Annotated in this window: 19 protein-coding genes; 9 read left to right on the top strand and 10 right to left on the bottom strand. The window is 66.7% G+C overall.

Annotated elements, in window-relative coordinates; genetic code table 11:
* Positions 1–555: 555 nt before the first annotated feature.
* From OKQ63_RS24405 to OKQ63_RS24395, 3 genes are all read left to right on the top strand, one after another.
* Positions 556–1239, top strand: coding sequence for a DnaA N-terminal domain-containing protein (locus OKQ63_RS24405; protein WP_264214478.1), 684 nt, complete (start codon positions 556–558; stop codon positions 1237–1239).
* 106 nt (positions 1240–1345) lie between these two features.
* Positions 1346–2620, top strand: a complete 1275-nt coding sequence (gene tviB, locus OKQ63_RS24400) for a Vi polysaccharide biosynthesis UDP-N-acetylglucosamine C-6 dehydrogenase TviB (RefSeq protein WP_264214477.1) — start codon at positions 1346–1348, stop codon at positions 2618–2620.
* Positions 2621–2686: 66 nt separating this feature from the next.
* A complete protein-coding gene (locus OKQ63_RS24395) occupies positions 2687–3121 on the top strand; it encodes a GFA family protein (RefSeq protein WP_264214476.1) in 435 nt (144 codons plus the stop codon).
* 7 nt (positions 3122–3128) lie between these two features.
* On the opposite strand, the gene OKQ63_RS24390 is transcribed toward OKQ63_RS24395, so the two are convergent.
* The 4 genes from OKQ63_RS24390 to OKQ63_RS24375 all read right to left on the bottom strand — a co-directional run bounded on the left by OKQ63_RS24390 (position 3129) and on the right by OKQ63_RS24375 (position 8767).
* Entirely contained in the window at positions 3129–4040 is a 912-nt protein-coding gene (locus tag OKQ63_RS24390; RefSeq protein WP_264214475.1) for a MurR/RpiR family transcriptional regulator, read from the bottom strand.
* Positions 4041–4089: 49 nt separating this feature from the next.
* Positions 4090–4404, bottom strand: coding sequence for a type II toxin-antitoxin system RelE/ParE family toxin (locus OKQ63_RS24385; RefSeq protein ID WP_264214474.1), 315 nt, complete (start codon positions 4402–4404; stop codon positions 4090–4092).
* Positions 4397–4633: a type II toxin-antitoxin system ParD family antitoxin gene (locus OKQ63_RS24380; RefSeq protein ID WP_264214473.1), complete on the bottom strand. Its 237-nt coding sequence runs from the start codon at positions 4631–4633 to the stop codon at positions 4397–4399. The genes OKQ63_RS24385 and OKQ63_RS24380 overlap by 8 nt, the downstream gene beginning before the upstream one ends.
* Positions 4634–4909: 276 nt before the next feature.
* Complete coding sequence (locus OKQ63_RS24375) at positions 4910–8767, bottom strand: PEP/pyruvate-binding domain-containing protein (RefSeq protein ID WP_264214472.1); 3858 nt, start codon at positions 8765–8767, stop codon at positions 4910–4912.
* A 400-nt stretch (positions 8768–9167) separates the two neighbouring features.
* Here OKQ63_RS24375 and OKQ63_RS24370 point away from each other — a divergent pair, with 400 nt between their 5' ends.
* The gene (locus OKQ63_RS24370) at positions 9168–10064 is read left to right on the top strand and encodes a PhnD/SsuA/transferrin family substrate-binding protein (RefSeq protein ID WP_264214471.1); all 897 of its coding nucleotides are present in this window, start codon (positions 9168–9170) and stop codon (positions 10062–10064) included.
* Between the two features lie 17 nt (positions 10065–10081).
* A complete protein-coding gene (locus OKQ63_RS24365) occupies positions 10082–12367 on the top strand; it encodes a response regulator (protein WP_264214470.1) in 2286 nt (761 codons plus the stop codon).
* Between the two features lie 61 nt (positions 12368–12428).
* On the opposite strand, the gene OKQ63_RS24360 is transcribed toward OKQ63_RS24365, so the two are convergent.
* From OKQ63_RS24360 to OKQ63_RS24350, 3 genes are read right to left on the bottom strand one after another with little or no spacing between them, the layout of a single operon-like run.
* Positions 12429–13235 (bottom strand): metal ABC transporter permease, encoded by an 807-nt coding sequence (locus tag OKQ63_RS24360; protein ID WP_264214469.1) that lies wholly within the window; start codon positions 13233–13235, stop codon positions 12429–12431.
* Positions 13232–13987: a zinc ABC transporter ATP-binding protein ZnuC gene (gene znuC / locus OKQ63_RS24355; protein WP_264214468.1), complete on the bottom strand. Its 756-nt coding sequence runs from the start codon at positions 13985–13987 to the stop codon at positions 13232–13234. The genes OKQ63_RS24360 and znuC overlap by 4 nt, the downstream gene beginning before the upstream one ends.
* A complete protein-coding gene (locus tag OKQ63_RS24350) occupies positions 13984–14466 on the bottom strand; it encodes a Fur family transcriptional regulator (RefSeq protein WP_264214467.1) in 483 nt (160 codons plus the stop codon). The genes znuC and OKQ63_RS24350 overlap by 4 nt, the downstream gene beginning before the upstream one ends.
* Before the next feature lie 115 nt (positions 14467–14581).
* Here OKQ63_RS24350 and OKQ63_RS24345 point away from each other — a divergent pair, with 115 nt between their 5' ends.
* Positions 14582–15625 (top strand): zinc ABC transporter substrate-binding protein, encoded by a 1044-nt coding sequence (locus tag OKQ63_RS24345; protein WP_264214466.1) that lies wholly within the window; start codon positions 14582–14584, stop codon positions 15623–15625.
* 30 nt (positions 15626–15655) lie between these two features.
* On the opposite strand, the gene OKQ63_RS24340 is transcribed toward OKQ63_RS24345, so the two are convergent.
* Both OKQ63_RS24340 and amaB read right to left on the bottom strand, forming a co-directional pair.
* Positions 15656–16927, bottom strand: coding sequence for an NAD(P)/FAD-dependent oxidoreductase (locus OKQ63_RS24340; RefSeq protein WP_264214465.1), 1272 nt, complete (start codon positions 16925–16927; stop codon positions 15656–15658).
* Positions 16917–18419 carry an L-piperidine-6-carboxylate dehydrogenase gene (amaB, locus tag OKQ63_RS24335; protein ID WP_264214464.1) on the bottom strand — a complete coding sequence of 501 codons (1503 nt, stop codon included), beginning with the start codon at positions 18417–18419 and terminating at the stop codon, positions 16917–16919. The genes OKQ63_RS24340 and amaB overlap by 11 nt, the downstream gene beginning before the upstream one ends.
* 153 nt (positions 18420–18572) lie before the next feature.
* Between amaB and OKQ63_RS24330 the strand changes: the two genes are divergently transcribed.
* From OKQ63_RS24330 to OKQ63_RS24320, 3 genes are all read left to right on the top strand, one after another.
* On the top strand, positions 18573–19463 hold the full coding sequence (locus OKQ63_RS24330; RefSeq protein ID WP_264214463.1) for a LysR substrate-binding domain-containing protein: 891 nt from the start codon (positions 18573–18575) through the stop codon (positions 19461–19463).
* A gap of 1 nt (position 19464) precedes the next feature.
* A complete protein-coding gene (locus OKQ63_RS24325; protein ID WP_264214462.1) occupies positions 19465–20352 on the top strand; it encodes a LysR substrate-binding domain-containing protein in 888 nt (295 codons plus the stop codon).
* Between the two features lie 202 nt (positions 20353–20554).
* Positions 20555–21763, top strand: coding sequence for a pyridoxal phosphate-dependent aminotransferase (locus OKQ63_RS24320; protein WP_264214461.1), 1209 nt, complete (start codon positions 20555–20557; stop codon positions 21761–21763).
* Here OKQ63_RS24320 and OKQ63_RS24315 read toward each other — a convergent pair.
* Positions 21760–24300 carry an AMP-binding protein gene (locus tag OKQ63_RS24315; RefSeq protein ID WP_264214460.1) on the bottom strand — a complete coding sequence of 847 codons (2541 nt, stop codon included), beginning with the start codon at positions 24298–24300 and terminating at the stop codon, positions 21760–21762. The two genes, OKQ63_RS24320 and OKQ63_RS24315, sit on opposite strands and share 4 nt — an antisense overlap.
* Positions 24301–24369: the final 69 nt, after the last annotated feature.

Genomic DNA, 24369 nt, shown 5'->3' with positions numbered 1-24369 from the left:
CACTGCTCCTTAGCCTCACACGGTGTTGTTTTTGACAGCGCCCATTTCTTGCGGACGCTAATTCAGCCTCAATATTCATTTACGCCGGATTTGCAAAAAACGCAAAAGCAAATATGGTTGGGATCAGCGTCCTGTCCCCGCGGGGACACATCTGCAGATGGCCCAATGAAACAAGGGCGGAACCGATTCGGGAGGCGCCCGCCAAACGATTCGTTTCATTGGATTTTTCTGGTGTCCGCAGGCCAGATTTAGGGGGACACTCCGGCCCCGGACACAGCAGATTGGGGGACATTTCCGGCGAAATAGGGGACAGACAGGATGTCCCCCCATACCATTGATACCGATTTTTCTTTCGAAAAAGGGATTGGGTCTGAATTCAATTCCCGCCGGCGCTTGACAGAATCGGAATTCCGGACGCAAATCAGATACAACAAACGAATAGCGTTGAGTTCGGAGCTAAACCGGCCAGCGCAGGTTCCGGTGAAACCCGCTGGACCCACTTGAGGCAGCATATCCCGGCCTGGACAGGCAGGGGAGGAAGAAACGGGGGCAGCAATGCTTGCCAAACGGCCTGCGGGGCGCAACGCCTCTGCATTGAAGTATGACATCCTCACGGCGATGGGGGCCTATGCGCTTGGCCAGGGCAAGGGGGCGCAGAAGCTGGTGCTGCGGTTCATGACACTGATGACCGCCCGCTACAACTGGCCGCGCGATGAGCTGGCGGTCGGGCAGCGCGAGATTGCCCGGCTGTGGGATGTGGATGAGCGCACGGTCAAGCGCGAGATGGCCAAGCTGCGCGGCATGGGCTGGCTGGTGGTGAAACGCCAGGGCGCCCGCGGGCGGGTCACCGAATACGGCATCGATCTGGAACGGCTGCTGGCGGATACGCAGGACCGCTGGGGCGCGGTGGGGCCGGATTTCGAACACCGGATGCAGAGCAGTGACGCGCCCGCGCCGAATGTGGTGCCGTTGCGCCCCGGCGCGGCACCGCCTGCGCCGGATGTCTCGGACGGCAGCGAATGGAGCCTGGCCAAGGCGGTGCTGCATGCGGAGGACCCGGCGAATTATGCGTCCTGGATCCAGGGCCTGGAGCGTGGCGGCCGGGCCGGGGGGCGGCTGGTGCTGACGGCGCCGAGCCGGTTCCATGCCAATTATGTGATGTCGCACCTGATGCCGCGGCTGCTGGCCGCCTGCCGCGATGTGGATGGCGGGGTCTCCGCCATTGTTGTCGAGGCGTGAGGCCGAAACTGCGCCCCTGCGGTTGAACCTCTTGGGGGCAGGGGCTTATGTGGGCGGGCAGGGGGCTTGGCGTGACCAGGCCCGCAGGAACAAGGAGCGGCCCGGAATGAGCGGCGTGCAGGACAAGATCTGTGTCATCGGCCTTGGCTACGTGGGGCTGCCCTTGGCGGCGGCCTTCGGGCGGCACCGGGAGGTCGTCGGGTTCGACATCGATCCGGGCCGCATCGCCGGGCTGCGCCGGGGCGAGGACCGCACCCGCGAGCTGGACCGCCAGGAGCTGGCGGCGGCGGAGTTCCTGCGCTTCACCTCGGACCCCGCAGAGATTGCGGAGTGCTCGATCTACATCGTCACCGTGCCGACGCCGGTGGATGCCAGCCACCGCCCGGACCTGAGCCCGCTGCTGGCGGCCTCGGCGATTGTCGGCGGGGTGCTGAAACCGGGCGATCTGGTGATCTATGAATCCACCGTCTATCCCGGCGCCACCGAGGAAGACTGCGTGCCGCTGCTGGAGGCGCGTTCGGGGCTCCGTTTCAACCGGGATTTCTTTGCCGGCTACAGCCCGGAGCGGATCAATCCCGGCGACAAGGCGCGGCGGCTGGCGGATATCGTCAAGGTGACGTCGGGCTCGACGCCGGAGGTGGCGGAACGGGTCGATGCGCTGTACCGCGAGGTGGTGGCGGCGGGCACCCACAAGGCCGGAAGCATCCGGGTGGCGGAGGCCGCCAAGGTGATCGAGAACAGCCAGCGGGACATCAACATCGCGCTGGTCAACGAGCTGGCCAAGATCTTCAACCGGATGGGGATCGACACCGAGGCGGTGCTGGAAGCCGCTGGAACCAAATGGAATTTCCTGCCGTTCCGGCCCGGGCTGGTGGGCGGGCACTGCATCGGGGTGGATCCCTATTACCTGACCCACAAGGCGGAACAGCTGGGCTATCATCCGGAGATCCTGCTGGCCGGGCGGCGGCTGAATGACGGCATGGGCGCCTATGTTGCGGGCGAGATGGTCAAGGCGATGCTGAAGCGCGGCCTGCCGGTGGCGGGCGCGCGGGTGCTGGTGATGGGGCTGACGTTCAAGGAGAACTGCCCGGATTTGCGCAACACGCGGGTGATCGACGTGGTGCGCAGCCTGCAGGAATACGGGGTTGCGGTGGATGTGTTTGATCCCCATGCGGACCCGGAGGAGGCGCGGGCGGAATACGGCCTGACGCTGGTGCAGCAGCCGGGGCAGGGGGCCTATGCCGGGGTGGTTCTGGCAGTGGCGCATTCCGAGTTCCGCGGGATGGGGGCGGCGGCAATCCGGGCCCTGGGGGGCAAGGGCGCGCTGGTCTATGACCTGAAATACGTGCTGGCGCCTGACGAGGCCGATCTGCGGCTCTGATCGGGCGAAATCTCCCCTTGGGACCCGAATTGCTGTAACCTTGCCTTGTCGGCAAGGAGGTCCGTGATGGGTGACGTTCTGGAAGGCCGCTGTTTGTGCGGCGCTGTGAAAATCCGGGTTGAGGGGGCGCATGATCCGCGCGCAGGCGCCTGCCATTGCCGGCTGTGCCAGCGCTGGACCGGCGGGCTGTTCCTGTGTTTCGAGGCGGCCGCGGAGGCGGTGACGGTGGAGGGGCCGGCTGTGCGCTATCACTCCACCGCCTTTGCCGAGCGGGCGTTCTGCAGCACCTGCGGCTCGCATCTGTGGATGCGGGATGTGGATGAGGAAGGCGCGCCTTATGACCTGATGCCGGGCCTGTTCGATGCCGCCTTGGGCTGGCCGCTCAGGTCGGAGATCTATGCCGACCGGGCGATGGCGGCGCTGCGGCTGGAGGGCAGCCACAAGCGGGTCACGCGGGACGAGTACGAGGCGCAGAACCCGTTCATTGACGGGGATGTATGAAGCGGGGTCACCCCCCCGCCCGCGGCAGTTTCGGGCCGCTCCAATAGGCGCCACTGTCCTGGCGCAGGGCGTCATAGGCGGCGATCCGGCTGAGCGCGTCCTCGCCGCCGGCTGCAATCAGATGGGTGAGCAGGCATTCCAGCACCGCCATGGCGCCTCCGACGGCGCCGAAGGGATGCAGCGAGCCGGCAGCGACCGCCAGAACGTGGTCGGTGCGGAGGCCGGGGGCGATGACCTCGCTGTCGGAGATCAGGATCACCCTTGCGCCGCGCGCGCCGGCAAGCCGCAGCGCCTGGATGGTGCCGGCGGAGTAGGGGGCGAAGGTGAGGGCGATCAGGCAGTCATCGGGGCCAATGTCCAGCAGGTCATCCAGAGCGGCGCCCATGTGGCGGGGGACCAGTTCCAGCGAAGGCAGCGCCATGCGGCCCACGTAATGGAAATAATAGGCCAGTGCATATGAGGAGCGGGTGGCGGTGACATAGCTGCGGCGGGCGGACAACAGTGCATCGACAATGGCTTGCGTCCGTTCCGCTGTCATCAGCCGCAGCGATCGCGAGGTGATGTTGATCTGGTTGCGGGCGGCAGCGGCCTGCAGCGCGCTTGCCGGGCCTTGATCCGCCATGCGGTCCAGCCAGTCCTGGCCGAGATCCGCGTCGCGCTGGGTGGTGAGGGCGGCGCGGAAGGGGGCGCGGAAGGATTCAAAGCTGTCATAGCCCAGATGCTGGGCGAGGCGGACAAATCCGTTGGCGCTGATGCCGGTTTTCCGGGCCGACACCCGCACCGTGTCGAGGCCGAAGTCGCCGGGGTTGTCGATCACGTATTTTGCCGCCGTCTTCAGCTTGGGCGGCAGCTGCTCCATCCGGTCCTTGAGGTGCTGGATCAGCCGGGCGGTCTGTTTGGGGTCGAGATGCGGGTCCATGCGCCGCATCAGAGCAGATGTGCGGAAAATGGCAAGGGCGGAACGGCTGTTATGTGCGGGTCTGTTCGGAGAGATAAGCCATGAGATCCTGGCGGGCGTGCAGGATGCGGAGGATGTCGGGGCGTCCCTGCTCCAGCCGGTAGATCACCAGATGCGCGCCCGTGGGGTGGATGCGGACCGGGGGTGTGAACTCGGGGCGTTCGCGGGCCAGTTCCGGGACATCCGCGAGCAGGTCGAACAGGGCAAACAGGCTGTCGGCATAGGCATCCGCCTGTGCCTCGCCCCAGGTCTCAGTGCCATAGCGCCAGATCGCGGCGAGGTCGGCGCGGGCGGCGGGGCGGATCCGCCAGCGCGGTTCAGCCATTGCGGCGCATGGTGGCCTTGAAACCTTCGGCTGTCAGCGCCTCTGCCGGGCCGCTGGCGAGGCCTGCATCGATGGCGGCTTGCAGCTCGCCAATGGCGGCGGCGCGGGCCTGGTCGCGGCGGATCAGGTCGCGGACGTAGTCGCTGGAATTGGCATAGGTGCCGGCGCGGGCCTGTTCCTCGACCCAAGTTTTCATCTGGTCCGGCAGGGAGACGTTCATGGTGGCCATGGGCGGGCTCCTTTCGCTGGGACAGAATATGGCAATCTTTGTCATGGATGCAAGAGGTGAGGCGGAGAGGGCAGCGCCCGAGCCTGGGAGGGCATTGGAGACCCATCAAATGGGGAAAATCCCAACAACAGAAACAACGGTGCGTATGCCGGGAGGTTGCAAAGCGCCCTCCCGGGGGGAGGGTCGGGCGCTGCCCGGCCTGCGGCCAGACAATAAGGTTAAAAAAGCCCCCGCTGCCTTGTGGCGCGGGGGCTTATGCTTTCGGTGCTGCTTGGATCAGGCGGAAACCACCTTGAGGCCCTTTTCCTCCAGCGGCTGGATGGAGCCGTCTTCGCTGACGGTCACCTGCGCGCCGTGGCTCAGGCTGTCGAGCCCCTTGCAGGCGACCAGCATCAGCACGTCCTTTTCGCGGGCGACGATGGCCATGTGGCTGAGCCAGCCGCCGACCTCGCTGAGCACCGCGCCGGAGCGCTGGACGTAAGGCAGCCAGGCCGGGTTGACCATCCGGCAGACCAGGATGTCGCCGTCCTGGAAATCGGCGAATGCCGCCGGGTCGATCTCGCTGTCGTCCTCCATCCAGAACACCCGGGCGGTGGCGCTGCCGCTGCCCGCGACGCAGGTGCCGCCCATGGTGCCATCGCCTGCCTGCGCCTGGGCGCCGAGCGACAGCAGCTCGCAGTCGCGCAAGCTGAGGGTGACCGCGGAGGGCGCGGATTTCTTGCGCAGCGCCTCTTTTGCGGCGCGCGCCTCTGCCAGATCGCGCAGGGCGGCAGGGTCCTGCCAGTTGCCGGACAGCACCTCGTCGAAGGTCAGGCTGAACACCAGATCCTCCAGCCCGCTGGTCCGGCCCAGGGCCAAGAGGGCGCGGCGCAGTTCGGCGACGACGCGCAGGGCCTCGTGCTTGGCCTGTTCCTTGAGGTCCTGATAGGCGATGGCGATGCCGATGGTATCGTCCAGCTCATCCGGCAGGTTGGCCGGGACCGGCACGGTGCCGATCGGCTCCACCGCGCTGCCGAGCAGGGAGTTGAGCAGCGACGGCGCCTCCGCGTAGCGCGGCGAGCTGAGCTCGTAGTCGAAGATCGAGCGGTGGCCCATCAGCTGCAGGGCGCGGGCCTCGGCGGTTTTGCCGGTGCAGGAGGCCAGCAGGCTGGAGGGCGCGTTCGGCAGTTCCGCGTGCATCAGGTGCGCGCGCAGGGCCGGATCGCCGGCCGCAGCGGTGCCCGCCTCGCCCATGGTGAAGCCTGCCAGGATGTTGATCTTTTCCGCTTCCAGATAGACGTCGCGGATGAACATCTCCTTGAGAGTGGAGATCGCCTCCAAGAGCTTGTCCTGGGGCAGGGCGGCGTAATCCACCGCTTTCCAGACCGCGAGCTTGTTGCGCAGCTCCGGCATCACCTCCGCCCGGAAGCGGGTGATCATCGGATGCGCCTGCCGGCGCAGCTGCTTGGCCTTGGCAGCGCTGAGTTTCAGGGTCATGCCCTGTTTCAGTGCCACATCGACATAGGTCTTGCCGAACAGGTTGACCAGATGGCCGTCGCGGCCCTCGGGCAGGCCGTAGGGCACGCCGAGCTCGCGGCAGGCCAGGTCGACGCTGCCGCCCGGCGCCCACAGCTCGCTCATCAGCGAGAAGGAGAGCGGGGTGGGGCGGGGCAGCACCTCTGACATTTCGTCCTGTTCGAGGATGGTCTGATCCGGGTCTGCGTCCGCGTAGCGGTCCAGCAGGCCGCGCCATTCGGCCAGACGGGTCTGTTCCTGCTCCGTACCCAGCGACAGGGTGGTGATGTCGCGGCTCTGCACGATCTGGAACTCACCGTTTGCATAGGCCCATTCCACGTCCTGCGGGGCGCCGAAGGTCTCCTCGATCCGGCGTCCAAGCGCCAGCAGCGGCGCCATGTCGAGTGTCTGGTCCTGATCTTCCGCCGCGGGCAGGCCGGTGTAGCGGCCAAAGCGCAAGCTGGTGGGGGTGACGCGGCCGGACACCAGGTCCTCGCCGCAGCCCTCGACCCATTCGATCATGGCCATGCCGGGCGCCATCGGGTCCTGGGTGAAGAGCACGCCGGCGTATTCCGCCTGCACCATCTCCTGCACCACGATATTGCCCTGGGCGGTGCTGCCGCCCTCGCCGGAGTAGCTGGCGGCGCGGTCCGAGGAGAAACTGGTCACTACCTCGTCCAGGGCGGCGCGGATGCTGTCCGCGGTGACGTCGAGCACCGATTCAAAGACGCCGGCAAAGCTTTGATCGGCGCCATCCTCGTTGCTGGCGGAAGAACGCACGGCCACCGGTTTGCCGCCTGCGAGGGCAAAGACCCTGGCGGCGAAGGCGTCCTTTTTGGTGTCGGACATTTCGCGGTAGTCGTGGATCGCATCGGAGCGCACGATGACGCCGCCGGGCACCGGCAGGCCGGCGTTGCGCAGGATCGACAGGCGCAGGGCCTTGTTGCCGGCATGCGCCAGTTCCTCGGTGTAGCCCATCGGGATCACGCCGCGCGGCAGCTTGGCCAGCCGCCGCTTGTGGGCGCGCAGCGACAGCGCTTCGCCCAGCTGGCGGTGCATGCCGGTGACATAGGCGCGCTGCACCAGCAGCAGCGTCAGGCTGAAGCAGAGGTAGGCATTGGCCGCCGCTGTCAGGGTGAACACCATGGCAAACAGGGCGGGCATGCCGAGCACCATCCACAAGAGTTTCTGGCGCTTGGTCTTGGCAACGGCCCACAACAGGTAGACGGCGGCCAGGGCGCAGAACAGCACCGGCAGGATGAACAGCGGATCGGGCGCGCCGAGATCGGCCATCCACAGGAACGGGGTCTGCAGGCTGGCGCTGGCCTCTTGTGCCGCAGAGACGCCCAGCATCATCACCGGCAGGAACAAGAGCGCGGTGAGGTTCTTCATCGGGGTCAGGCCCTTGTCCTTGTAGAACGCCTGCACCGCGCGCGCCTTGCGCACCGGGTCATGGGCAAGGCGCGCCTTCAGCGCCTTCATCTCGTCCGCGGTCTCGTTGGTGATGATCTGGTCGCGTTCGGATTTCAGGGCGACGGGCAGCACCAGGATGCGGGTCACGATGGACAGCGCCAGCAGGCCCAAGAGGATATGGCTGCGTTCATGCACCCACAGCAGGGCCGCGGCCAGGGCCGAGATTGCCCGGTCCCACAGGCCGGTCTGCTGCTCGGCCAGCCAGTCCTGCACATGCGGCTTTGGCTTGGGCGCGATGAAATACTCCCAGGGCAGGGTGTAGCGGCCGCGGAAATCGATGCCCTGCTGCGACAGTTCCAGCCCCAGCACCTGGCTCATGAAGCAGCTGCGGCGGTCATAGCAGGCGGCGATGGTGGGCTTGTCCGGGTCCAGTTCGGCGATGCGGTCCATCAGGTCGGCGGTGGTCATCTTGCGGATCGGGATGTTGATGGCGCCGGGCAGGTGGCCGGACTCGAAGTCGCCGGGATAGCGGGTGTCGACGATCTGCAGGTCCTCGGTGGTCAGCAGCGCCTTGAAATCATCGGTGCTGAGCAGCACGTCCTTGCCCGGGTAGTCCGGGATGGCGCGCAGGTCGGAGAGGGTCTTCACGTCCGTGTCGGAGAACGCGCGGCCCTCGACGATCCATTTCTCGATACCGCCGGCGATGAAGCTGCAGTCGATGCCCATCGCTGCCAGCTTGGCGCAGGTTTCCGAGGAGCGGTTGCCGTTGTGGCAGAACAGCACGACCTTCTGGCCCGGCTGCACCGGCTGGCTCTGGACGAAATCCGGGAAGCGGATATGGGTGGCGCCGGGCAGGGTGCCCATGGCGTTCTCGCCGGTTTCGCGGATGTCATAGAACAGGGTGGAGCCGTCCCCGAGCGCTGCCGCGGCGTCGGTGGTGCTCATCGCCAGCGGGTGATCTTCCTGCTTGGAGAAGCTGGTCTCCTTGAGGCTGGCGTCCTTGATGCTGGTGCCGGCAAACTGCGCCGGCCGCGTCAAAGTGGCCTGCAGTCTTGCCAGCTCGGCAGTGCTGTGCGAGGAGTACTGCCAATAGTTGCCGGCAGCCAGTGCCATGGCCGCCAGGATCAGGACGGATATCAGCTTGACCGGGTAGCGCCGTGATGAGTTGCCCGGTTTGGGCGTAAAACCCAGTTTTGCCGCAATGACAGCGCCGAGGCCGGAAATCATGGCAATTCCCACGGCCAGGACCTGCGACAGAGAAGAGACCGAGCCGATTACCAGTTCCGGCGATGGAATGGCAAGGGCCGCAACGGGAAGCGCTGATAAAAGCGATGTGAGCACAAGGGTTTGTGCTGAGCGGCGGAGGGACCGGCGGGTCCTGGAGGGCAAGGTGGTATTCTGCACGGCAGTTCCTGTTGAACCAGTTGAAGCTGGAGTTCTAAATTATGGCGAATTTGCCTAAAAGATTACGAAAATCTTACTGAATGGTTAATATAGCGGGTGAACAATAAAAGAACCGCAAAATTTTTCCGAGAATTGCAGGTGCGTTAACATTGTATTCTTAACCATGTGCCATGTAACGAGGTGCAGCGGCCCGCCAGCCGATGTCAGTCAGGAGGCTAGAACCGTGAAACTGTTTGAGTGGACCTTTGGTATCATTGAGCTTTTCCGGGAACGACTGCGGGCAGCCGCTCCGGCGGCGGTGCTTGCCGCCGGTCTGGCGGTGCTTGTTCCGGCCTTTGGCCAGGCCGGGACCGATTTGGTTTTCGGCACCTATGCGGCGGATAAACCTACTGTAACGGTCAAAAAGTATCAGCCCTTCCTTGCCTTCCTGTCCGGGCGGATGAGCGAGGAGCTGGGGGAGCCGGTCTCGATCCGCCTGAAAATTGCCAAGGAATACGGCGAAGGCATCCGCCAGCTGGCCAGCGGCGAGGTGGATTTTGCCCGCTTCGGCCCGGCCTCCTACGTGCATGTGATGAAAGAGAACCCGGAGATCCGGATTGTGGCGATGGAATCCAAGAACGGCGCCAAGCGGTTCAAAGGGGTGATCGTGGTGCACAAGGACAGCAGCGTGCAGTCGGTGGAGGACCTGGCCGGGCTCAGCTTTGCCTTTGGCGACGAGCTGTCGACGATCGGCCGCTATCTGGCGCAGGAATATCTGCTGGACGCCGGCATCAGCAGTGCCGATCTGCATGATTTCGCCTATCTCGGCCGCCATGACCTGGTCGGCGAGGCGGTGGGCGCGGGCAAGTACACCGCGGGCGCCCTGAAGGAAAGCACCTACAAGAAACTGGTGGCCAAGGGCGTGCCGATCCGGGTGCTCGCGTCCTTTGACAATGTGACCAAGCCCTGGCTGGCCGCATCGGACATGCCGGAGAACGTGCTGGCAGCGATGCGCAAGGTGATGCTGGCGTCGGAAAACGAAGAAATTGTGCGCCGGATCTCCAAGAATGGCTTTCTGGAAGGTTCCGATGAGGATTATGACATTATCCGCCGGGCAATGGAGCGCAGCCTGGCCTTTTAAGGCTCTGCATTGAAGCCATGAAACGAACGGGCATCCTTTTCCAGATTGTGCTGTCGCTGCTGCTGGCGGCTTCGGCGGTTGGATTCGCGGTTGGCGATATGGCGCAGCGCCAGGAGGTGCAGCGGCTGGAAGAGCAGCTGGCCGAACAGGCGGACCTCACGGTGTCGCTGCTGAGCGGGATGATGCTGGAATCCATCATTGTCGAGGATGTGCCGGTGCTGGAAACCGGCCTGACGGAAGCTGTCACCCGCAACCCGAAGATCGTGTCGATCCAGATCCACAGCCAGGCGGGCAAGCTCCTGGCCTCGGCCAAGGCGCCGGGCGACCAGGCGGCGGACGGCGGCCATGTGATCTATGAGCGGCCGATCGAGCTGGAGGGCGCCGCTTTCGGCACCATGGTGGTGGAGTGGTCGACCCGCGACGGCGAGGCGCTGGTGCGGGCCAAGGTGCGCCAGATCATCATCTGGACGGTGGTGCCGGTGCTGGCGCTGTCGCTGCTGGTGCTGCTGCTGGTGCATGTGCTGGCGCTGCGGCCGCTGCAGCGGATCCACAAGCGGATGTCGGACGCGATTGCCGGCCTGCGCAGCCCGCTGCGGCCGCTGCCCTGGTATGCCTCGCGGGAGTTCCGGGCGCTGGATTTCTCGGTCGGGGTGCTGGAGGAGACCTTTGCCGAGCGCGATGAGCGCGAATATGCAATGGAGCAGGCGCGCGAGGCGGCGGACATTGCCAACCGGGCCAAATCGGATTTCCTTGCCAACATGAGCCACGAGATCCGCACCCCGATGAACGGGGTGATCGGCATGGCGGAACTGCTGCAGGAAACCCCGCTGGACGAAGACCAGCGGATGTATGCGGAGACCATCGCCAAGTCCGGCTCGGCGCTGCTGACGATCATCAACGACATCCTGAACTTCTCCAAGATCGAGGCCGGCAAGATCGAGCTCAACAGCGCGCCGTTCAACCTGCAGACCGCGGTGGAGGATGTGGTCACCCTGATGTCGCCGAAGGCGGCGGAGAAGGGTGTCGAGATCACCATGCGCTATGACCCCGCGCTGCCGGAAGTGTTCAATGGCGATGCCGGGCGGATCCGCCAGGTGATCACCAATATTGCCGGCAATGCCGTCAAGTTCACCCGCGAGGGCTATGTCTACATCGACGTGACCGGCCGCCGGCAGCAGGACCGCCACCTGCTGACGCTGCGGGTCACCGACACCGGGATCGGCATCGAGCCGGACCGGATCGGCCGGATCTTCCGCGCCTTCGAGCAGGCCGACAATGCCGCCACCCGCAATTTCGAGGGCACCGGGCTGGGGCTGGCGATCTCGGCACGGCTGCTGGAGCTGATGGGCGGCGCGGTGCAGGCGCAGTCGGAGCCGGGCAGGGGGTCGGTGTTCACCATCGAGCTGCCGCTGCAGGCCGGCGGGCAGGTGGCTGCCGCTCCGGCGGACCGCGCGGTCAGCTTTGCCGGTCTCAGCGCGCTGCTGGTCGATGACCTGGAGCTGAACCGGGTGATCCTGTCGGAACGGCTGAGCGCCTGGGGCGTGGCCTGCACGGCTGCCGCGACGGCGCATGAGGTGCTGGAGATCCTGTCGGATGCGCAGCTCGACGGGCGCCGGTTCGACTTCATTCTTCTGGATTACCAGATGCCGGCCATGGACGGGCGGGAACTGGCGGCGCGGGTCCGTGCCATGCCGGGCTTTGAAACCGTGCCTCTCATCATCCTGTCTTCGGTCGAGCACGCGCTGAGCCGGGCTGACTGCGAGTCCATCGGAGCCTGTGAATTTGCTCTCAAGCCGGTGCGGGCGCTGCAGCTGCGGCAGGTGATCAGCCGGGTGCTGAGCGTCCCGCCGCATATGCCGGCGGCTGCGGCTGCCCCGGCCGCCGGCCTTCAGCCGGACGGCCGGCTGCTGAAGGTGCTGCTGGCGGAGGACAACCGCACCAACCAGCTTGTCGTCACCAAGATGCTGAAGGATGCGCCGCTGCAGATCAGCATTGCCAGGAACGGGGTGGAGGCCGTCAGGCAATTCCGGGCCGAGCGCCCGGATATCGTGCTGATGGACATGATGATGCCTGAAATGGACGGGATCGAGGCCACTGCCGAGATGCGCCGGATCGAGGCGGAAACAGGCGGGGGAAAATGCCCGATTGTGGCGTTGACGGCCAATGCGCTGAACACCCACCGGGAGAAGTGCCTGGAGGCGGGGATGGATGACTTCCTGAGCAAGCCGATCAACAAACAGGAGCTGTCCGAGGCCATCCGCAAATGGACCAGCGGCAAGGATTTGCGGCGCACCGGCAGCTAGCGGCGGCCCCGGCTGCGGCTGCCAACGGGCGGCCGCCTTGCACGGTGTGCCGCGGCGGCGCTTACTGGCGGCGGGTTTGCAGCAGCAGGCCCGCGAGGCTGGAGGCGGCAAACAGGACCGCCGCCAGGCAGACGATGCTGGGCCCGGCCGGGGTGTCGAACAGAAAGGCCAGCTGCAGCCCGCCGGCCGCGGCCAGCATCCCCAGCAGCGCGGCAATGGCGGCCATGCGTTCCGGTGTTGCCGCAAACGGGCGGGCGGCGGCGGCCGGGATCAGCAGCATCGCCGCAATCAGCAGCACCCCGACCACCTTGATGGCAACCGCGACCACCAGCGCAAGGGCCAGCGTCAGCACCATCTGCTCGCGCCGGGGATCGATGCCTGCGGCATGGGCCAGGTCCGGGTTCAGCGTGGCGGTCAGCAGGGCGGACCAGCGCCACCACAACAGCCCCAGCACCAGCGCCGCGCCGCCCCAGATCACCGCCAGGTCGCCGCGCCCGACGGCCAGGATATCCCCGAAGAGGTAGGCCATCAGGTCGATCCGCACGCCTGAGAGGAAGGAGACCGCGACCAGGCCGAACGCCAGCGAGGAGTGCGCCAGCACCCCCAGAAGCGTGTCCATCGCATAGCCGCGCCCTGCCAGTGCCGACACGGTGGTGGCCATCGCCAGCGCCGTGGCCAGCACGCCGGCAAAGACCGAGACGTCAAAGCTGAGCGCCAGCGCCACGCCCAGGATCGAGGCATGTGCCGTGGCGTCGCCGAAATAGGCCATCCGCCGCCAGACCACGAAACAGCCCAAGGGAGCTGCGGCCAGCGCCACGCCGATGCCGGCCAGCGCGGCGCGGAACAGGAAATCGTCAAGCAGGGTCATTCGGCCGCCTCGTGGTGGTGCCCGTGGTCGTGGGCGCAGTCATGGTCATGGCTGTGGTTATGCTCGTGCCGGTAAAGCGCCAAGGCGCCCTGGGTGCCGGTGCCGAACAGGGCGCGGTATTCCGGCGCCGAGGCGACATGTTCGGGGGCGCCCTCGCAGCAGACATGGCCGTTGAGGCAGATCACCCGGTCAGAGGCCGCCATCACCACATGCAGCTCATGGCTGACCATCAGAACGGCGCAGCCGAGGTCCTGGCGGACTTTCTCGATGCGCTGGTAAAAGGCGGCGGAGCCGGGCTGGTCCAGCCCTTGGGTGGCCTCGTCCAGGATCAGCAGCTGCGGATCGCACAGCAGCGCGCGGGCCAGCAGCACCCGCTGGAACTGGCCGCCGGAGAGGCCGGACATCTGCCGCGCGGCAAGGTTGCCGGCGCCCGCCTGCTCCAGCGCCTCGCCCGCGCGGGCATCGCTGACGCGGGCAGGCAGGCTGAGGAACCGGCGCACGGTCAAGGGCAGGGTGGGGTCGATGTGCAGTTTCTGCGGCACATATCCGATGCGCAGGCCGGGCGCCCGCCTGATCGCGCCTTGCGTGGGTTTCAGCGCTCCGATTACGCTGCGCAGCAGGGTGGATTTGCCCGAGCCGTTGGGACCGACCACGGTGACGATCTCGCCGGGACGGATGGCCAGATCGACACCGGACAGCACGCGGTTGCCGCCATAGGTGACGGACAGGCCTTCGAGCGAGATCAGGCTCATGCGGCGCCCGCCTGCCGGCATTTGGGGCAGAGGCCCTCGGCTTCGATCACGGCGCGCTCGATCACGAACCCGGCGTCGCGGGCGGCCTGGCCGAGCTGGCCCTGGGTGGGTTCGCGCTGCGCTTCGGCCACCGCATCGCAGGCGCGGCAGATCAGGAAGACCGGCGCGTGATGTTCGCCGGGGTGGGTGCAGGCGATAAAGGCGTTCAGCCGCTCGATCTTGTGGGCAAAGCCGTTTTTCACCAGGAAATCCAGCGCCCTGTAGGCGACGGGCGGCTGCGAGCCGAGGCCCTCTTCGCGCAGCCGGTCGAGGATTTCATACGCTCCAAGGGCGCGGTGCTCCTGCAGCAGGATTTCCAGCACGCGGCGGCGCACCGGGGTGAATTGCAGGCCCGCCGCGCGGCAATGGGCATCCACCGCAGCGATGCAGTCGTGGATGCAGCTGCTGTGGTCATGCGGTGCGAAACCGATGGAATCCATTTTGCGGGTCCTCTGGGCGGCGGCTGATTTGCCTCTTGATATGTTATGTTATGACGTTTATCAACTGCGTGATGTTATAAAATCACATGGGGCAAGACGGATGCGAAGAACAGGCATGTGGAAAAGCGGCGCTGCGGCGGCGGCATTGCTGGCCGGGACCGGGGCGGCTTGGGCGGAGGTGCCGCGGGTGGCGGCCGATATCGCGCCGGTGCACGGGCTGGTGGCACGGGTGATGCAGGGGCTGGGCGCGCCTCAGCTGGTGGTGCCGCCGGGGGCCTCGCCGCATGGCTATGCGATGCGCCCGTCCGAGGCGCGGGCATTGGATCAGGCGGATCTGGTGTTCTGGCTGGGCGCGCCGCTGACGCCGTGGCTGCAGGCCCCGCTGGAGGAACTGGCCGCGGAGGCCCGCCGGGTTGAGCTGCTGGAGACGGAAGGCACGCTGGTGCTGCCGTTCCGCGAGGGCGCGCGGTTCGAGTCGCACGGCCACGAGGATAGCGGGGGTCACGGTGCGCATGATGGTCACGACGGCCATGATGATCATGACGGGCACGAAAGCCATGATGACCATGAAGGGCACGAAGATCATGACAACCATGACGGCCACGAGGGTCATGCGGATCATGAAGGTGCGCATGGGCATGATCATGCGGGCGCGGATCCCCATGCCTGGCTGCTGCCGCAGAACGCCGCAACCTGGCTGGATGTGATCGCGGCGGAGCTGTCGCAGGCCGATCCCGGTAACGCCGCGGCCTACAAGGCCAATGCCGAGGCCGGCAAGCAGGAAATCGCGGACACCGTGGCCAGCGTCTCGGCGGCGCTGGAGCCGTTCCGGGCCAAACCGTTCATCGTCTTCCACGATGCCTACCAGTATTTCGAGCAGGGGTTTGATCTGAACGCTGCCGGCGCCATTTCCCTGAGCGATGCGGCCAAGCCGAGCCCGGCGCGGATTGCCGAGGTGCGCGATGCGGTGGCGGAGCTGGAGGTGGCCTGCGTGTTCTCGGAGCCGCAGTTCAACCCCGGGCTGGTGGCCACTGTGCTGGAAGGAACCGGCGCGGGCACCGCGGTGCTGGATCCGCTGGGCGCCAAGCTGGAGCCGGGGCCGCAGTTCTACCCGGCGCTGCTGCGGGATCTGGGCGCGGCGGTTGCCGGCTGCAAATGAGGCAGGGCGGGCCACGGCGGCCCGCCTGTTTCACCTGTCGCTGATCAGATGGGTGAGCGTGGCGCCGGTCTCGTAATAGGCGCTGCGCAACCCGGCAAAGGCGATTGCATGACCGCGTGCCGGCGGCACCGGCAGGCGGGACTGGTCGCCGTTCAGCAGGGCCTCGGCCATCCGGGCGCCGAACAGGGTGCCGGGACCGATGCCGCGGCCGGAATAGCCGAAACAGGCGAGGCCGCCGTTCAGGTCCAGGATCTTGGGCAGGTGCTCGGTTGTCATGGCGATGCGGCCGTGCCAGTGGCTGCGTAGGGCCGCGTCCTTCAGTTCCGGATAAAGCGCCGCCAGCTTGCGGGCCAGCCAGCTGCGGTGCAGGGCGCTGCCGCAATGATCCAGCGCGCCCATGCCGCCGATCACCAGCCGCCTGGCCTGATCCAGCCGCCACGACGACATCACCAGTGCCGTGTCCCAGCAGCCTTCGCGGCCCGGCAGGATATTTTCGAGCAGCGGCGCGGGCAGCGGGTCGGTGGCGGCCTGGAAGTAATGCACCGGGATCACCTGCGGCGCGTCATAACCTGCGATTTCGCGGGCATAGGCGTTGGTTGCCATGATCAGATGGCTGGCGCGCAGGCGGCCTTTGGGGGTGGTGACCTGCCAGCCGGAGCCGTCCCGGCTGATGCCGGTCGCAGGGGAGTTGCTGTGCAGCTGCGCGCCGGCGGATGCGGCGGCACGGGCCAGCCCGCGCACATAGGCCAGCGGCTGGATGGTGCCCGCGCGCGGGTCGAACAGCGCGCCATGCACGGCGTCTGATCCGGTGCGCTGGACGGCTTCGGCGCGGGACAGCAGCTCCACCGGTGCGCCGATGGCGGAGAGCTGGGCGTGGCGGCGCTGCAGGTCCTTCACTCCGCCGGGCGCATGGGCGCAATGCAGGGTGCCCTGGCGCTGCGGCTCGCACTGGATGGCGTGGTTTTCGATCAGCGAGAACACCATCTCCGGCGCTCCGGCCAGCAGTGCGGAGAGGCGGCTGCCGGTCTTAGCCCCCAGTTCGGCGTTGATGTCTTCCGGCGGCAGCCAGAGGCCCGCATTGGCCAGCCCCACATTGCGGCCGGAACCGCCGCTGCCGATTTCCTCCGCCTCGATCAGGCGGACCGTGGCACCCAGCTCCGCGGCCCTTAGCGCGGCAGAGCAGCCGGTATAGCCGCCGCCGATCACAACGAGATCGGCCGCCGCCTCCCCGGAGAAGTCCGGGAAGGCGGGGTTTTCCCGGCAGGTTTGGTGCCAGAGGCTGGACGCCAGATCAGATGTCAAACTTGATCCCCTGAGCAAGCGGCAGCTCGCGTGAATAGTTCACCGTGTTGGTCTGCCGGCGCATGTACCCTTTCCAGGCGTCGGAGCCGCTTTCGCGGCCGCCGCCCGTCTCCTTCTCGCCCCCGAAGGCGCCGCCGATTTCAGCGCCGGAGGGGCCGATGTTCACGTTGGCAATACCGCAGTCGGAGCCCGCTGCCGAGAGGAAATATTCGCATTCGCGCACATCGGTGGAGAAGATGCAGGATGACAGGCCTTGCGGCACTTCGTTCTGCATTTCAATGGCTTGATCCAGATCGCTGTATTTCACCACATAAAGGATCGGGGCAAAGGTTTCGGTGTGCATGATGGCGGTCTGGGCGGGCATCTCGGCGATGGCGGGGTGCACATAGGCCGCATCCGCAAACGTGTCCGCGAGGGCCGGGGTGCCGCCATGCACGGTGCCGCCTTCCTCGCGGGCGCGTTCCAGCGCGCTGGTCATCGCATCCAGGGCGGCGCGGTCGATCAGCGGGCCGACCAGGGTGCCGTCCGCCAGCGGGTCGCCGATGGGCAGGCCCTCGTAGGCTTTGATCAGGCGCGGGATCAGCTGGTCATAGATATCCTCGTGCACGATCAGGCGGCGCAGGGAGGTGCAGCGCTGGCCGGCGGTGCCGACGGCGGAGAACACGATGGCGCGCAGGGCCATTTCCAGATCGGCAGACGGCGCCACGATCATCGCGTTGTTGCCGCCGAGCTCCAGAATGGTGCGGCCGAGGCGTTTGGACATATCTGCGGACACCGCCTTGCCCATCGGCACCGAGCCGGTGGCGGAGATGATGGCGACGTCTTTGGAGGCGGTCAAAGCCTCGCCCAGATCCCGCTCGCCGATCAGCACCTGGATCAGGCCCTCGGGGGCGTCGCCGCCAAAGGCCGCCATCGCGCGGTCGCAGACTTTTTGCACCGCAAGCGCGGTCAGCGGGGTTTTCTCGGACGGTTTCCAGATCACCGGGTCGCCGCAGACCAGCGCCAGCGCCGCGTTCCAGCACCAGGGCGCGACGGGGAAGTTGAAGGCGGTGATGATGCCGCAGGTGCCCATCGGGTGCCAGGTTTCGCGCATCGCGTGGCCGGGGCGCTCAGACGCGATGGTGAGGCCGTAGAGCTGGCGCGACAGACCGACCGCGAAATCGCAGATGTCGATCATCTCCTGCACTTCGCCGAGACCCTCCTGATAGATCTTGCCGCATTCCAGGGTGACGAGGCGGCCCAGGTTTTCCTTTTCGCGGCGCAGCTCGTCGCCCAGCAGCCGCACCAGCTCGCCGCGGCGCGGGGCGGGGACGAGGCGCCAGGATTTGAAGGCGTGTTTGGCGTCGGCGATCCGGGTTTCGGCGTCGGCTTTGCTGTGGGTTTTCAGCCGGGCGATTTCGCTGCCGTCGATGGGGGTGGTGACAGAGAGGCTGCCGCCGGTCAGGTCGGCTTGGGTCAGGCCGGCAGCGGCGAGGATATCGGAATGGGGCATATCGGCGTCCTTTTGATGCGAGGGCAGGGCATGAGGAAAACTTTAGGGTGGTTTCCCGCTTTGTCCCGCCGGGCGTAGGTCTGATATAGAAATTGCACCTTGCGGGCCGGATTGCTAATGAAAGTAAATCCTGTGCCCATGAGTTAATGTCATATGATTGCGCCGCGCCGTTTCCTGCCCTCGATCCCGTCGCTGCTGGCGCTGGAGGCGGTGGACCGTCTCGGCAGTGCCTCTGCCGCGGCGGAGGATCTGTCGCTGACCCAAAGCGCGATCAGCCGCCAGCTGAAGCAGTTGGAGGAACAGATGGGGGTGGACCTGATTGCCCGCGACCAGATGCGGATGCAGCTGACACCGGCGGGTGCCGGCTTTGCCAAGGAGGCGCGCGCGATCCTGACCCGGCTGGCGCAGGCCTCGGTCAAGCTCAGGGCCAATCCGGACGGCGGCAGTTTCACCCTGTCGATCCTGCCGTCCTTTGGCCTGCACTGGCTGGCGCCGCGGCTGAAGGAGTTTGCCGCCTCGAATCCGGGCATCACCGTGAACCTGCACACCCACAACCTGCCGTTCAGTTTTGAGGCTGGCACCGCGCAGGCGGCGATCCACTATGGTACGCGGGACTGGCCCGGGGTGGCGTATCTGCCCCTGATGCCGAAACATGTGCTGCCAGTCTGCGCGCCGGGGCTGATGGCGGGGCCGGTGTCGGCGCCGGCAGAGCTGCTGGACTATCCGCTCTTGCATCTGGAGACGCATCCCGATTGCTGGGAGCAATGGTTTCAGCTGCATGATGTGCAGGCCTCCAAGCTGCGGGGGATGCTGTTTGACCAGTCCTCGGCGATGACGCAGGCGGCGGTGCATGGGCTGGGGGTGGCCTTGCTGCCGGATTTCCTGGCCGGGAACGAAATTGCGCAAGGGCGGCTGGCGCTGGCGATGCAGGGGGACGCGGTGAGCCTGGGCGAGTATTTCCTGGTCTGGCCTGCGGAGCATGCGGAGGACTATCCGCTGATCAAGTTCCGCGAATGGTTGCTGTCGCAGCTGGAGGAGAAGTGACATGCGGCTGCCGAGCCTGACCCATCTGCGCTGTTTCGAAAGCGCTGCGCGGCATCAGAGTTTCACTGCCGCCGGCGAGGAGATGGGCCTGACCCAGAGCGCCGTCAGCAAGAAGGTCAAGGAGCTGGAGTCGGATCTGGGGTTCGACCTGTTCCAGCGCGCGGGCCGCGGCGTGGTTCTGACGCCCGCGGGGCAGGGGCTGGCGGCGGATCTGGAGCTGGATCTGGCCGGGCTGCGGGCGACCCTGCAGAAGGCCGCGGCGGCCGGGGCCGGGCGGTCGGCCTTGCGGATTGCGGTGCTGCCGGCCTTTGCCAACCTGTGGCTGATCCCGCGGCTGCCGGATTTCTTCCAGCGCCATCCAGAGGTGGAGCTGAGCTTTTCCACCCGGCTGGAGCCGTTTGATTTTGCCCGCGAGAACTTCGACCTGGCGGTGCATTACGGGCTGGACAACTGGCCGGGCACCCATATGGCGCCGCTGTTTGGCGAGGAAATGGGGCCGGTCTGCGCGCCCGGATTTTATGCCGCGCACCGGCTGGAGCTGGCGGCCAATCTGGCGCAGGCGCCGCTGTTGCATCTGGACAGCCGGGCGGGGGCCTGGGCGGAGTGGTTCGAGCGTGCCGGGCTTGCGGGCGCGCCGCGGCAGGACGGGCGGTATTTCGATCAGCACTCGATGGTGATTGCGGCGGCGGCGGCGGGATTGGGCGCGGCGATTGTGCCCTATGACATGGTGGCGCGGGAGATCGCGGCGGGGGATCTGGTGCGGATCCCGGGGCCGGAGCTGGTGTCGCGCAAGCGATATTACCTGGTGCGCCCGCACGGGCCGGTGCCGGAGGCGGTGCAGAAGCTGGAGAGCTGGCTGAAGAAGCAATTGCGTTCGAAGTCAGATTGAGACCTTGTGCCCGGCCGATAGGCCGGGCTGCACCTGCCTGCCCCCGGCAGATGCATTCGCACCTACCCAGGCAGGCGCAGCCCTTGTTGGCAGAAACGGGACCAATGCCAATCCGGAATGGGTCGGGTCGCAAAGCGCTGGTTTTCCCACCTGCACGGTTGCTTCAAACTGGTTGCGCCAAAACCAGCAGGGAGCCTCCGCCATGGCCCAATTCCGCCGCGCAACCCGTCTTGACCCGATTGAGGTTTCGGAAATTCTGACCATCGGTGCCAAGGCCGCGGAAATGAAGCGGCAAGGCCTGCCGGTGATCATCCTGGGCGCGGGCGAGCCGGATTTCGACACACCGGACCACATCAAGGAAGCTGCCGCGGCTGCAATGCGGGCGGGGGAGACCAAGTACACCCCGCTCGGCGGCACGCCGGCGCTGAAGCAGGCCATTCAGGCCAAGTTCCGGCGCGACAACGGGCTGGACTATGCGCTGGACGAGATCATCGCGGGCACCGGCGCCAAGGAAATCCTGTTTGATGCCTTCATGGCCAGCCTTGATCCCGGCGATGAGGTGATTGTGCCTGCGCCTTACTGGACCTCCTATTCCGATATCATCCGCATTGCGGGCGGCGAGCCGGTGCTGGTGCCCTGCGGCAGCGAGACCGGGTTCCGGCTGACGGCTGAGAAGCTGGAGGCGGCGATCACCCCGCGCACCCGCTGGCTGCTGCTGAACTCCCCCTCGAACCCGGCGGGCGCCGCCTATAGCGCCGAGGATTACCGTCCGCTGCTGGACGTGCTGCTGCGGTATCCGGATGTCTGGCTGATGGCCGACGATATGTATGAGCACATCACCTATGGCGGGTTTGAATTTGCCACGCCGGCGCAGGTGGAGCCGCGGCTGAAGGACCGGGTGCTGACCGTCAACGGCGTCTCCAAGGCTTATGCGATGACCGGCTGGCGGCTGGGCTATGCCGGCGGGCCGAAGGCGCTGATCGACGCGATGAAGGTGGTGCAGTCGCAGTCGACCTCGCATCCTTCATCCATCTCGCAGGCGGCGGCGGTGGCGGCATTGAACGGCCCGCAGGAGGTGCTGGCAGAGCGGCGGGCCAGCTTCCAGGCGCGGCGCGATCTGGTGGCGGAAGCGCTCAATGGCATGGAGGGGATCAATTGCCCGCTGCCGGAGGGGGCGTTCTATACCTTTGCCGATTGCGCCGGTGTGCTGGGCAGGCGCACGCCGGAAGGGGCGCTGCTGGAGACGGACGCGGATTTCTGTGCCTATCTCTTGGATCAGCACCATGTGGCGGTGGTGCCGGGCCGCGCCTTTGGCATTTCGCCTTATTTCCGGGTTTCCTATGCGACGTCCGAAGCGGAGCTGCGCGAGGCGCTGACCCGGATCGGCCGGGCCGTGGCAGCGCTGGCCTAAGCCTGCGCCATATCCGGCTGGCGGCGGTTCCGGGCGCTGGACCATGCCAGCGCCAGCTGGCGCTGCAGGGCAGCGGCGGCGAGGCCTAGGGCGAGGCCGCCGAAGACCGCCAGCGCGTCGTTCAGCGGGCTGCGGCCCTCCAGTCCGATCATCGGCATCAGGAGTTCGGGCACGAAGCGGTGCAGCAGGTAAATCGGGAAAGCGGCCTGCGCCAGCCGCATCAGCGGGCGTCCAGCAAACCGCGGCAGGGGAATGCGGGGGACGAACAGCAGACCGGCGGTCAGCGCCAGCAGCCACATGTATTTGATCCAGCCGCCATACCAGTTGCCGCCGAGATAGGCCGCCGCGGGCATGATCACGCAGGCCGCACCCAGCACCAGCAGCCGCTGCCGCAGCGTGCTGGCGGCGGTGATGCACCAGCCGAGGGCAAAAAGGTAGAACACCCAAGGCACGGTGAACTGCGCGCGGCCGCCGATCTGCCAGATTTCCGGTACCACCAGGCGGATCGCCACGGCAAACGCCAGAAAGCACAGGCCTGCGCGGAAGGTGCCCTGCTGCACCAGCCAGCGGCGCACCGGCGGCAAGGCAAAGGGCAGCGCCACCAGCAGGGTCATCTGCAGGTAGGCCTCGATGAACCAGTAGAGATACGGCAGCATCAGATGGGTTTCGGGGATGGTCAGGGCGAAATTGCCGGCCAGGAAGACCGAGACCCAGGGCACCTGCTCCCAGGCCACGGCATAGCCTGCAAGGATCAGGTAATAGGGGATCAGCACTGCCGCCACCGGCTTGAGGAAGCTGCGCATGCCGCCGGATTTCAGCGCCTCCCAGCGGAAGCCTGCAATGCTCATCCCCATCAGGATCACCATCGCCGCGGCACCGCCGAACACCGGCCAGAGGGTCTGGTGCGCCACCACCACCGCCAGGATGGCAATCACCCGTGCCACCAGATCGGAGGGCAGGCTGGCGGCGGGCGCCGGGGCGGCTTGTTCGAGTTCGCCGACAGGCATCGCTTCCCAGCCCGCAGGGACGCCGCCCAGGGCTTCGTCCAGGGCCAGCGACAGCTCCACATGGCGCAGGGAATCGCCGCCCAGCGAGGCGAAGCTGTCATTGCGGCCGACGGTCTGCGGGGCAAAGGCGGCCTGGAAGGCGGCCAGCACGTTCTTGGCAGCTTTGGGCTTGGCCGATTGCGCCTTCAATGCCGGGTAGTCGATCTTGCCATTGGCGCGGCGCGGCAGGGATGTGCGCGGCAGCACGGTGAAATGCTGCTGGCCGACGCCGGTCAGCTTGGCGGCCAGCGCGGCGATGCCATGCTCAGGACCGCAGACCGCAATCGAAATGCGCCTGTCATCGCCCCAGACCGCGGCCTCGAGGCCCTGCGCGGCCAGCGCGCGTTCAATGGCGTCATGGCCGATGCGCAGGCCTGCGATCTTGGACATGCGGGAGAGCCGCCCGGTGATGTGGTAGAGCCCATTGGCATCGCGCCGGGCCAGGTCGCCGGTGGCCAGCTCGCTGAGCGCGGCGCCTTTGGCCAGATCGGCGCTGTTCTCGGCATAGCCCATCATCACGTTGGGGCCTTTGTAGATCAGCTCGCCTTCGCCCTCGGGGGTGGTGATTTCGGTGCCGCCTGCATCGCGCAGCAGCAGGCGGCCGCCGGGAATCGCGCGGCCGGCGGCGCCCGGGTTCTCCAGCGCCTGGTCCGGCGGCAGGTAGCTGATCCGGGCAGTGGCTTCGGTCTGGCCGTACATGACAAAGAACCGGCCGGCGCGGGCCTGCATCCGGGCTGACCAGGCGCGGACCTGGTCCGGTTCCATGGCGCCGCCCGCGACGGTGAGGGTGTTGATCTGTTCCGGCAGCGCGCGGGAGAGGCCTGCGCTTTCCAGCAGGCGGAAGTGATGCGGCACGCCGGCCAGGCTGGTGGCGCCGGAGGCCGCCAGCGCAGGGGCGAAACCGGGATCCAGAACCGAACCGGGAGCGAGCCAGAGGCTGGCGCCGGAGGCGAGGTGGGAATGCAGGACGGAGAGGCCGTAGGAATAATGCAGCGGCAGGATCAGGGCGGCGCGGTCCTGGGGCCGGATCTCCAGGTAGCCGGCGATGGCACCGGCATTGGCGTCCACGGCGGCGGCGGACAGCCGCACGCCGCGTCCGTGTCCGGTGCTGCCGGAGGTCTGCAGCAGCAGCGCGAGCTCCGGATGGATCACCGCAGGGTCATGCGTATGCGCCAGCAGCTGCCATGTGCCGCCCGCGCGGCGGAAACTGGCGGCCGGGCGGAAGCGCGCCTCCAGCTGCGCGGCGGTGGCGCTGCTGCCGGCCGGCAGCGGCATCACCGCGTGGCCCGCCGCCAGGGCGCCCAGATATGCGGTGATGGCCTCGGGATCGGAGGCGGCCTCAATTGCGATCAGCTGCCGGCCCTGCGGCAGCAGCCGGCCAAATTGCTCCGCGGCCTCCGCCAGGGCGGCGTATGTCAGTGTGGCGCCATCCGCCGCAGACAGGCAGGTCCGGGCGCCGAAAGCGCGCAACTTGGCCAGATCATAAAACATCTGCAACTCCTTCGAGCGCGGCGGGTAAGATAATTTACTAATTTTGTCAATTATTGATGGAGAGTCTGC

Origin of the sequence: Leisingera thetidis (assembly GCF_025857195.1) — a bacterium.
GTDB classification, from domain to species: domain Bacteria; phylum Pseudomonadota; class Alphaproteobacteria; order Rhodobacterales; family Rhodobacteraceae; genus Leisingera; species Leisingera thetidis.
Note: the sequence above shows the minus strand (reverse complement) of the source record. Positions and strands in the feature narration are given on the sequence as shown.

What these genes read in the sequence shown, in the direction of transcription:
- OKQ63_RS24405 (WP_264214478.1), top strand. Translation starts at nt 556, where the DNA reads ATGCTTGCCAAACGGCCTGCGGGGCGCAACGCCTCTGCATTGAAGTAT.
- tviB (WP_264214477.1), top strand. Translation starts at nt 1,346, where the DNA reads ATGAGCGGCGTGCAGGACAAGATCTGTGTCATCGGCCTTGGCTACGTG.
- OKQ63_RS24395 (WP_264214476.1), top strand. Translation starts at nt 2,687, where the DNA reads ATGGGTGACGTTCTGGAAGGCCGCTGTTTGTGCGGCGCTGTGAAAATC.
- OKQ63_RS24390 (WP_264214475.1), bottom strand. Translation starts at nt 4,040, where the DNA reads ATGGACCCGCATCTCGACCCCAAACAGACCGCCCGGCTGATCCAGCAC.
- OKQ63_RS24385 (WP_264214474.1), bottom strand. Translation starts at nt 4,404, where the DNA reads ATGGCTGAACCGCGCTGGCGGATCCGCCCCGCCGCCCGCGCCGACCTC.
- OKQ63_RS24380 (WP_264214473.1), bottom strand. Translation starts at nt 4,633, where the DNA reads ATGGCCACCATGAACGTCTCCCTGCCGGACCAGATGAAAACTTGGGTC.
- OKQ63_RS24375 (WP_264214472.1), bottom strand. Translation starts at nt 8,767, where the DNA reads ATGATTTCCGGCCTCGGCGCTGTCATTGCGGCAAAACTGGGTTTTACG.
- OKQ63_RS24365 (WP_264214470.1), top strand. Translation starts at nt 10,082, where the DNA reads ATGAAACGAACGGGCATCCTTTTCCAGATTGTGCTGTCGCTGCTGCTG.
- OKQ63_RS24360 (WP_264214469.1), bottom strand. Translation starts at nt 13,235, where the DNA reads ATGACCCTGCTTGACGATTTCCTGTTCCGCGCCGCGCTGGCCGGCATC.
- znuC (WP_264214468.1), bottom strand. Translation starts at nt 13,987, where the DNA reads ATGAGCCTGATCTCGCTCGAAGGCCTGTCCGTCACCTATGGCGGCAAC.
- OKQ63_RS24350 (WP_264214467.1), bottom strand. Translation starts at nt 14,466, where the DNA reads ATGGATTCCATCGGTTTCGCACCGCATGACCACAGCAGCTGCATCCAC.
- OKQ63_RS24345 (WP_264214466.1), top strand. Translation starts at nt 14,582, where the DNA reads ATGTGGAAAAGCGGCGCTGCGGCGGCGGCATTGCTGGCCGGGACCGGG.
- amaB (WP_264214464.1), bottom strand. Translation starts at nt 18,419, where the DNA reads ATGCCCCATTCCGATATCCTCGCCGCTGCCGGCCTGACCCAAGCCGAC.
- OKQ63_RS24330 (WP_264214463.1), top strand. Translation starts at nt 18,573, where the DNA reads ATGATTGCGCCGCGCCGTTTCCTGCCCTCGATCCCGTCGCTGCTGGCG.
- OKQ63_RS24325 (WP_264214462.1), top strand. Translation starts at nt 19,465, where the DNA reads ATGCGGCTGCCGAGCCTGACCCATCTGCGCTGTTTCGAAAGCGCTGCG.
- OKQ63_RS24320 (WP_264214461.1), top strand. Translation starts at nt 20,555, where the DNA reads ATGGCCCAATTCCGCCGCGCAACCCGTCTTGACCCGATTGAGGTTTCG.
- OKQ63_RS24315 (WP_264214460.1), bottom strand. Translation starts at nt 24,300, where the DNA reads ATGTTTTATGATCTGGCCAAGTTGCGCGCTTTCGGCGCCCGGACCTGC.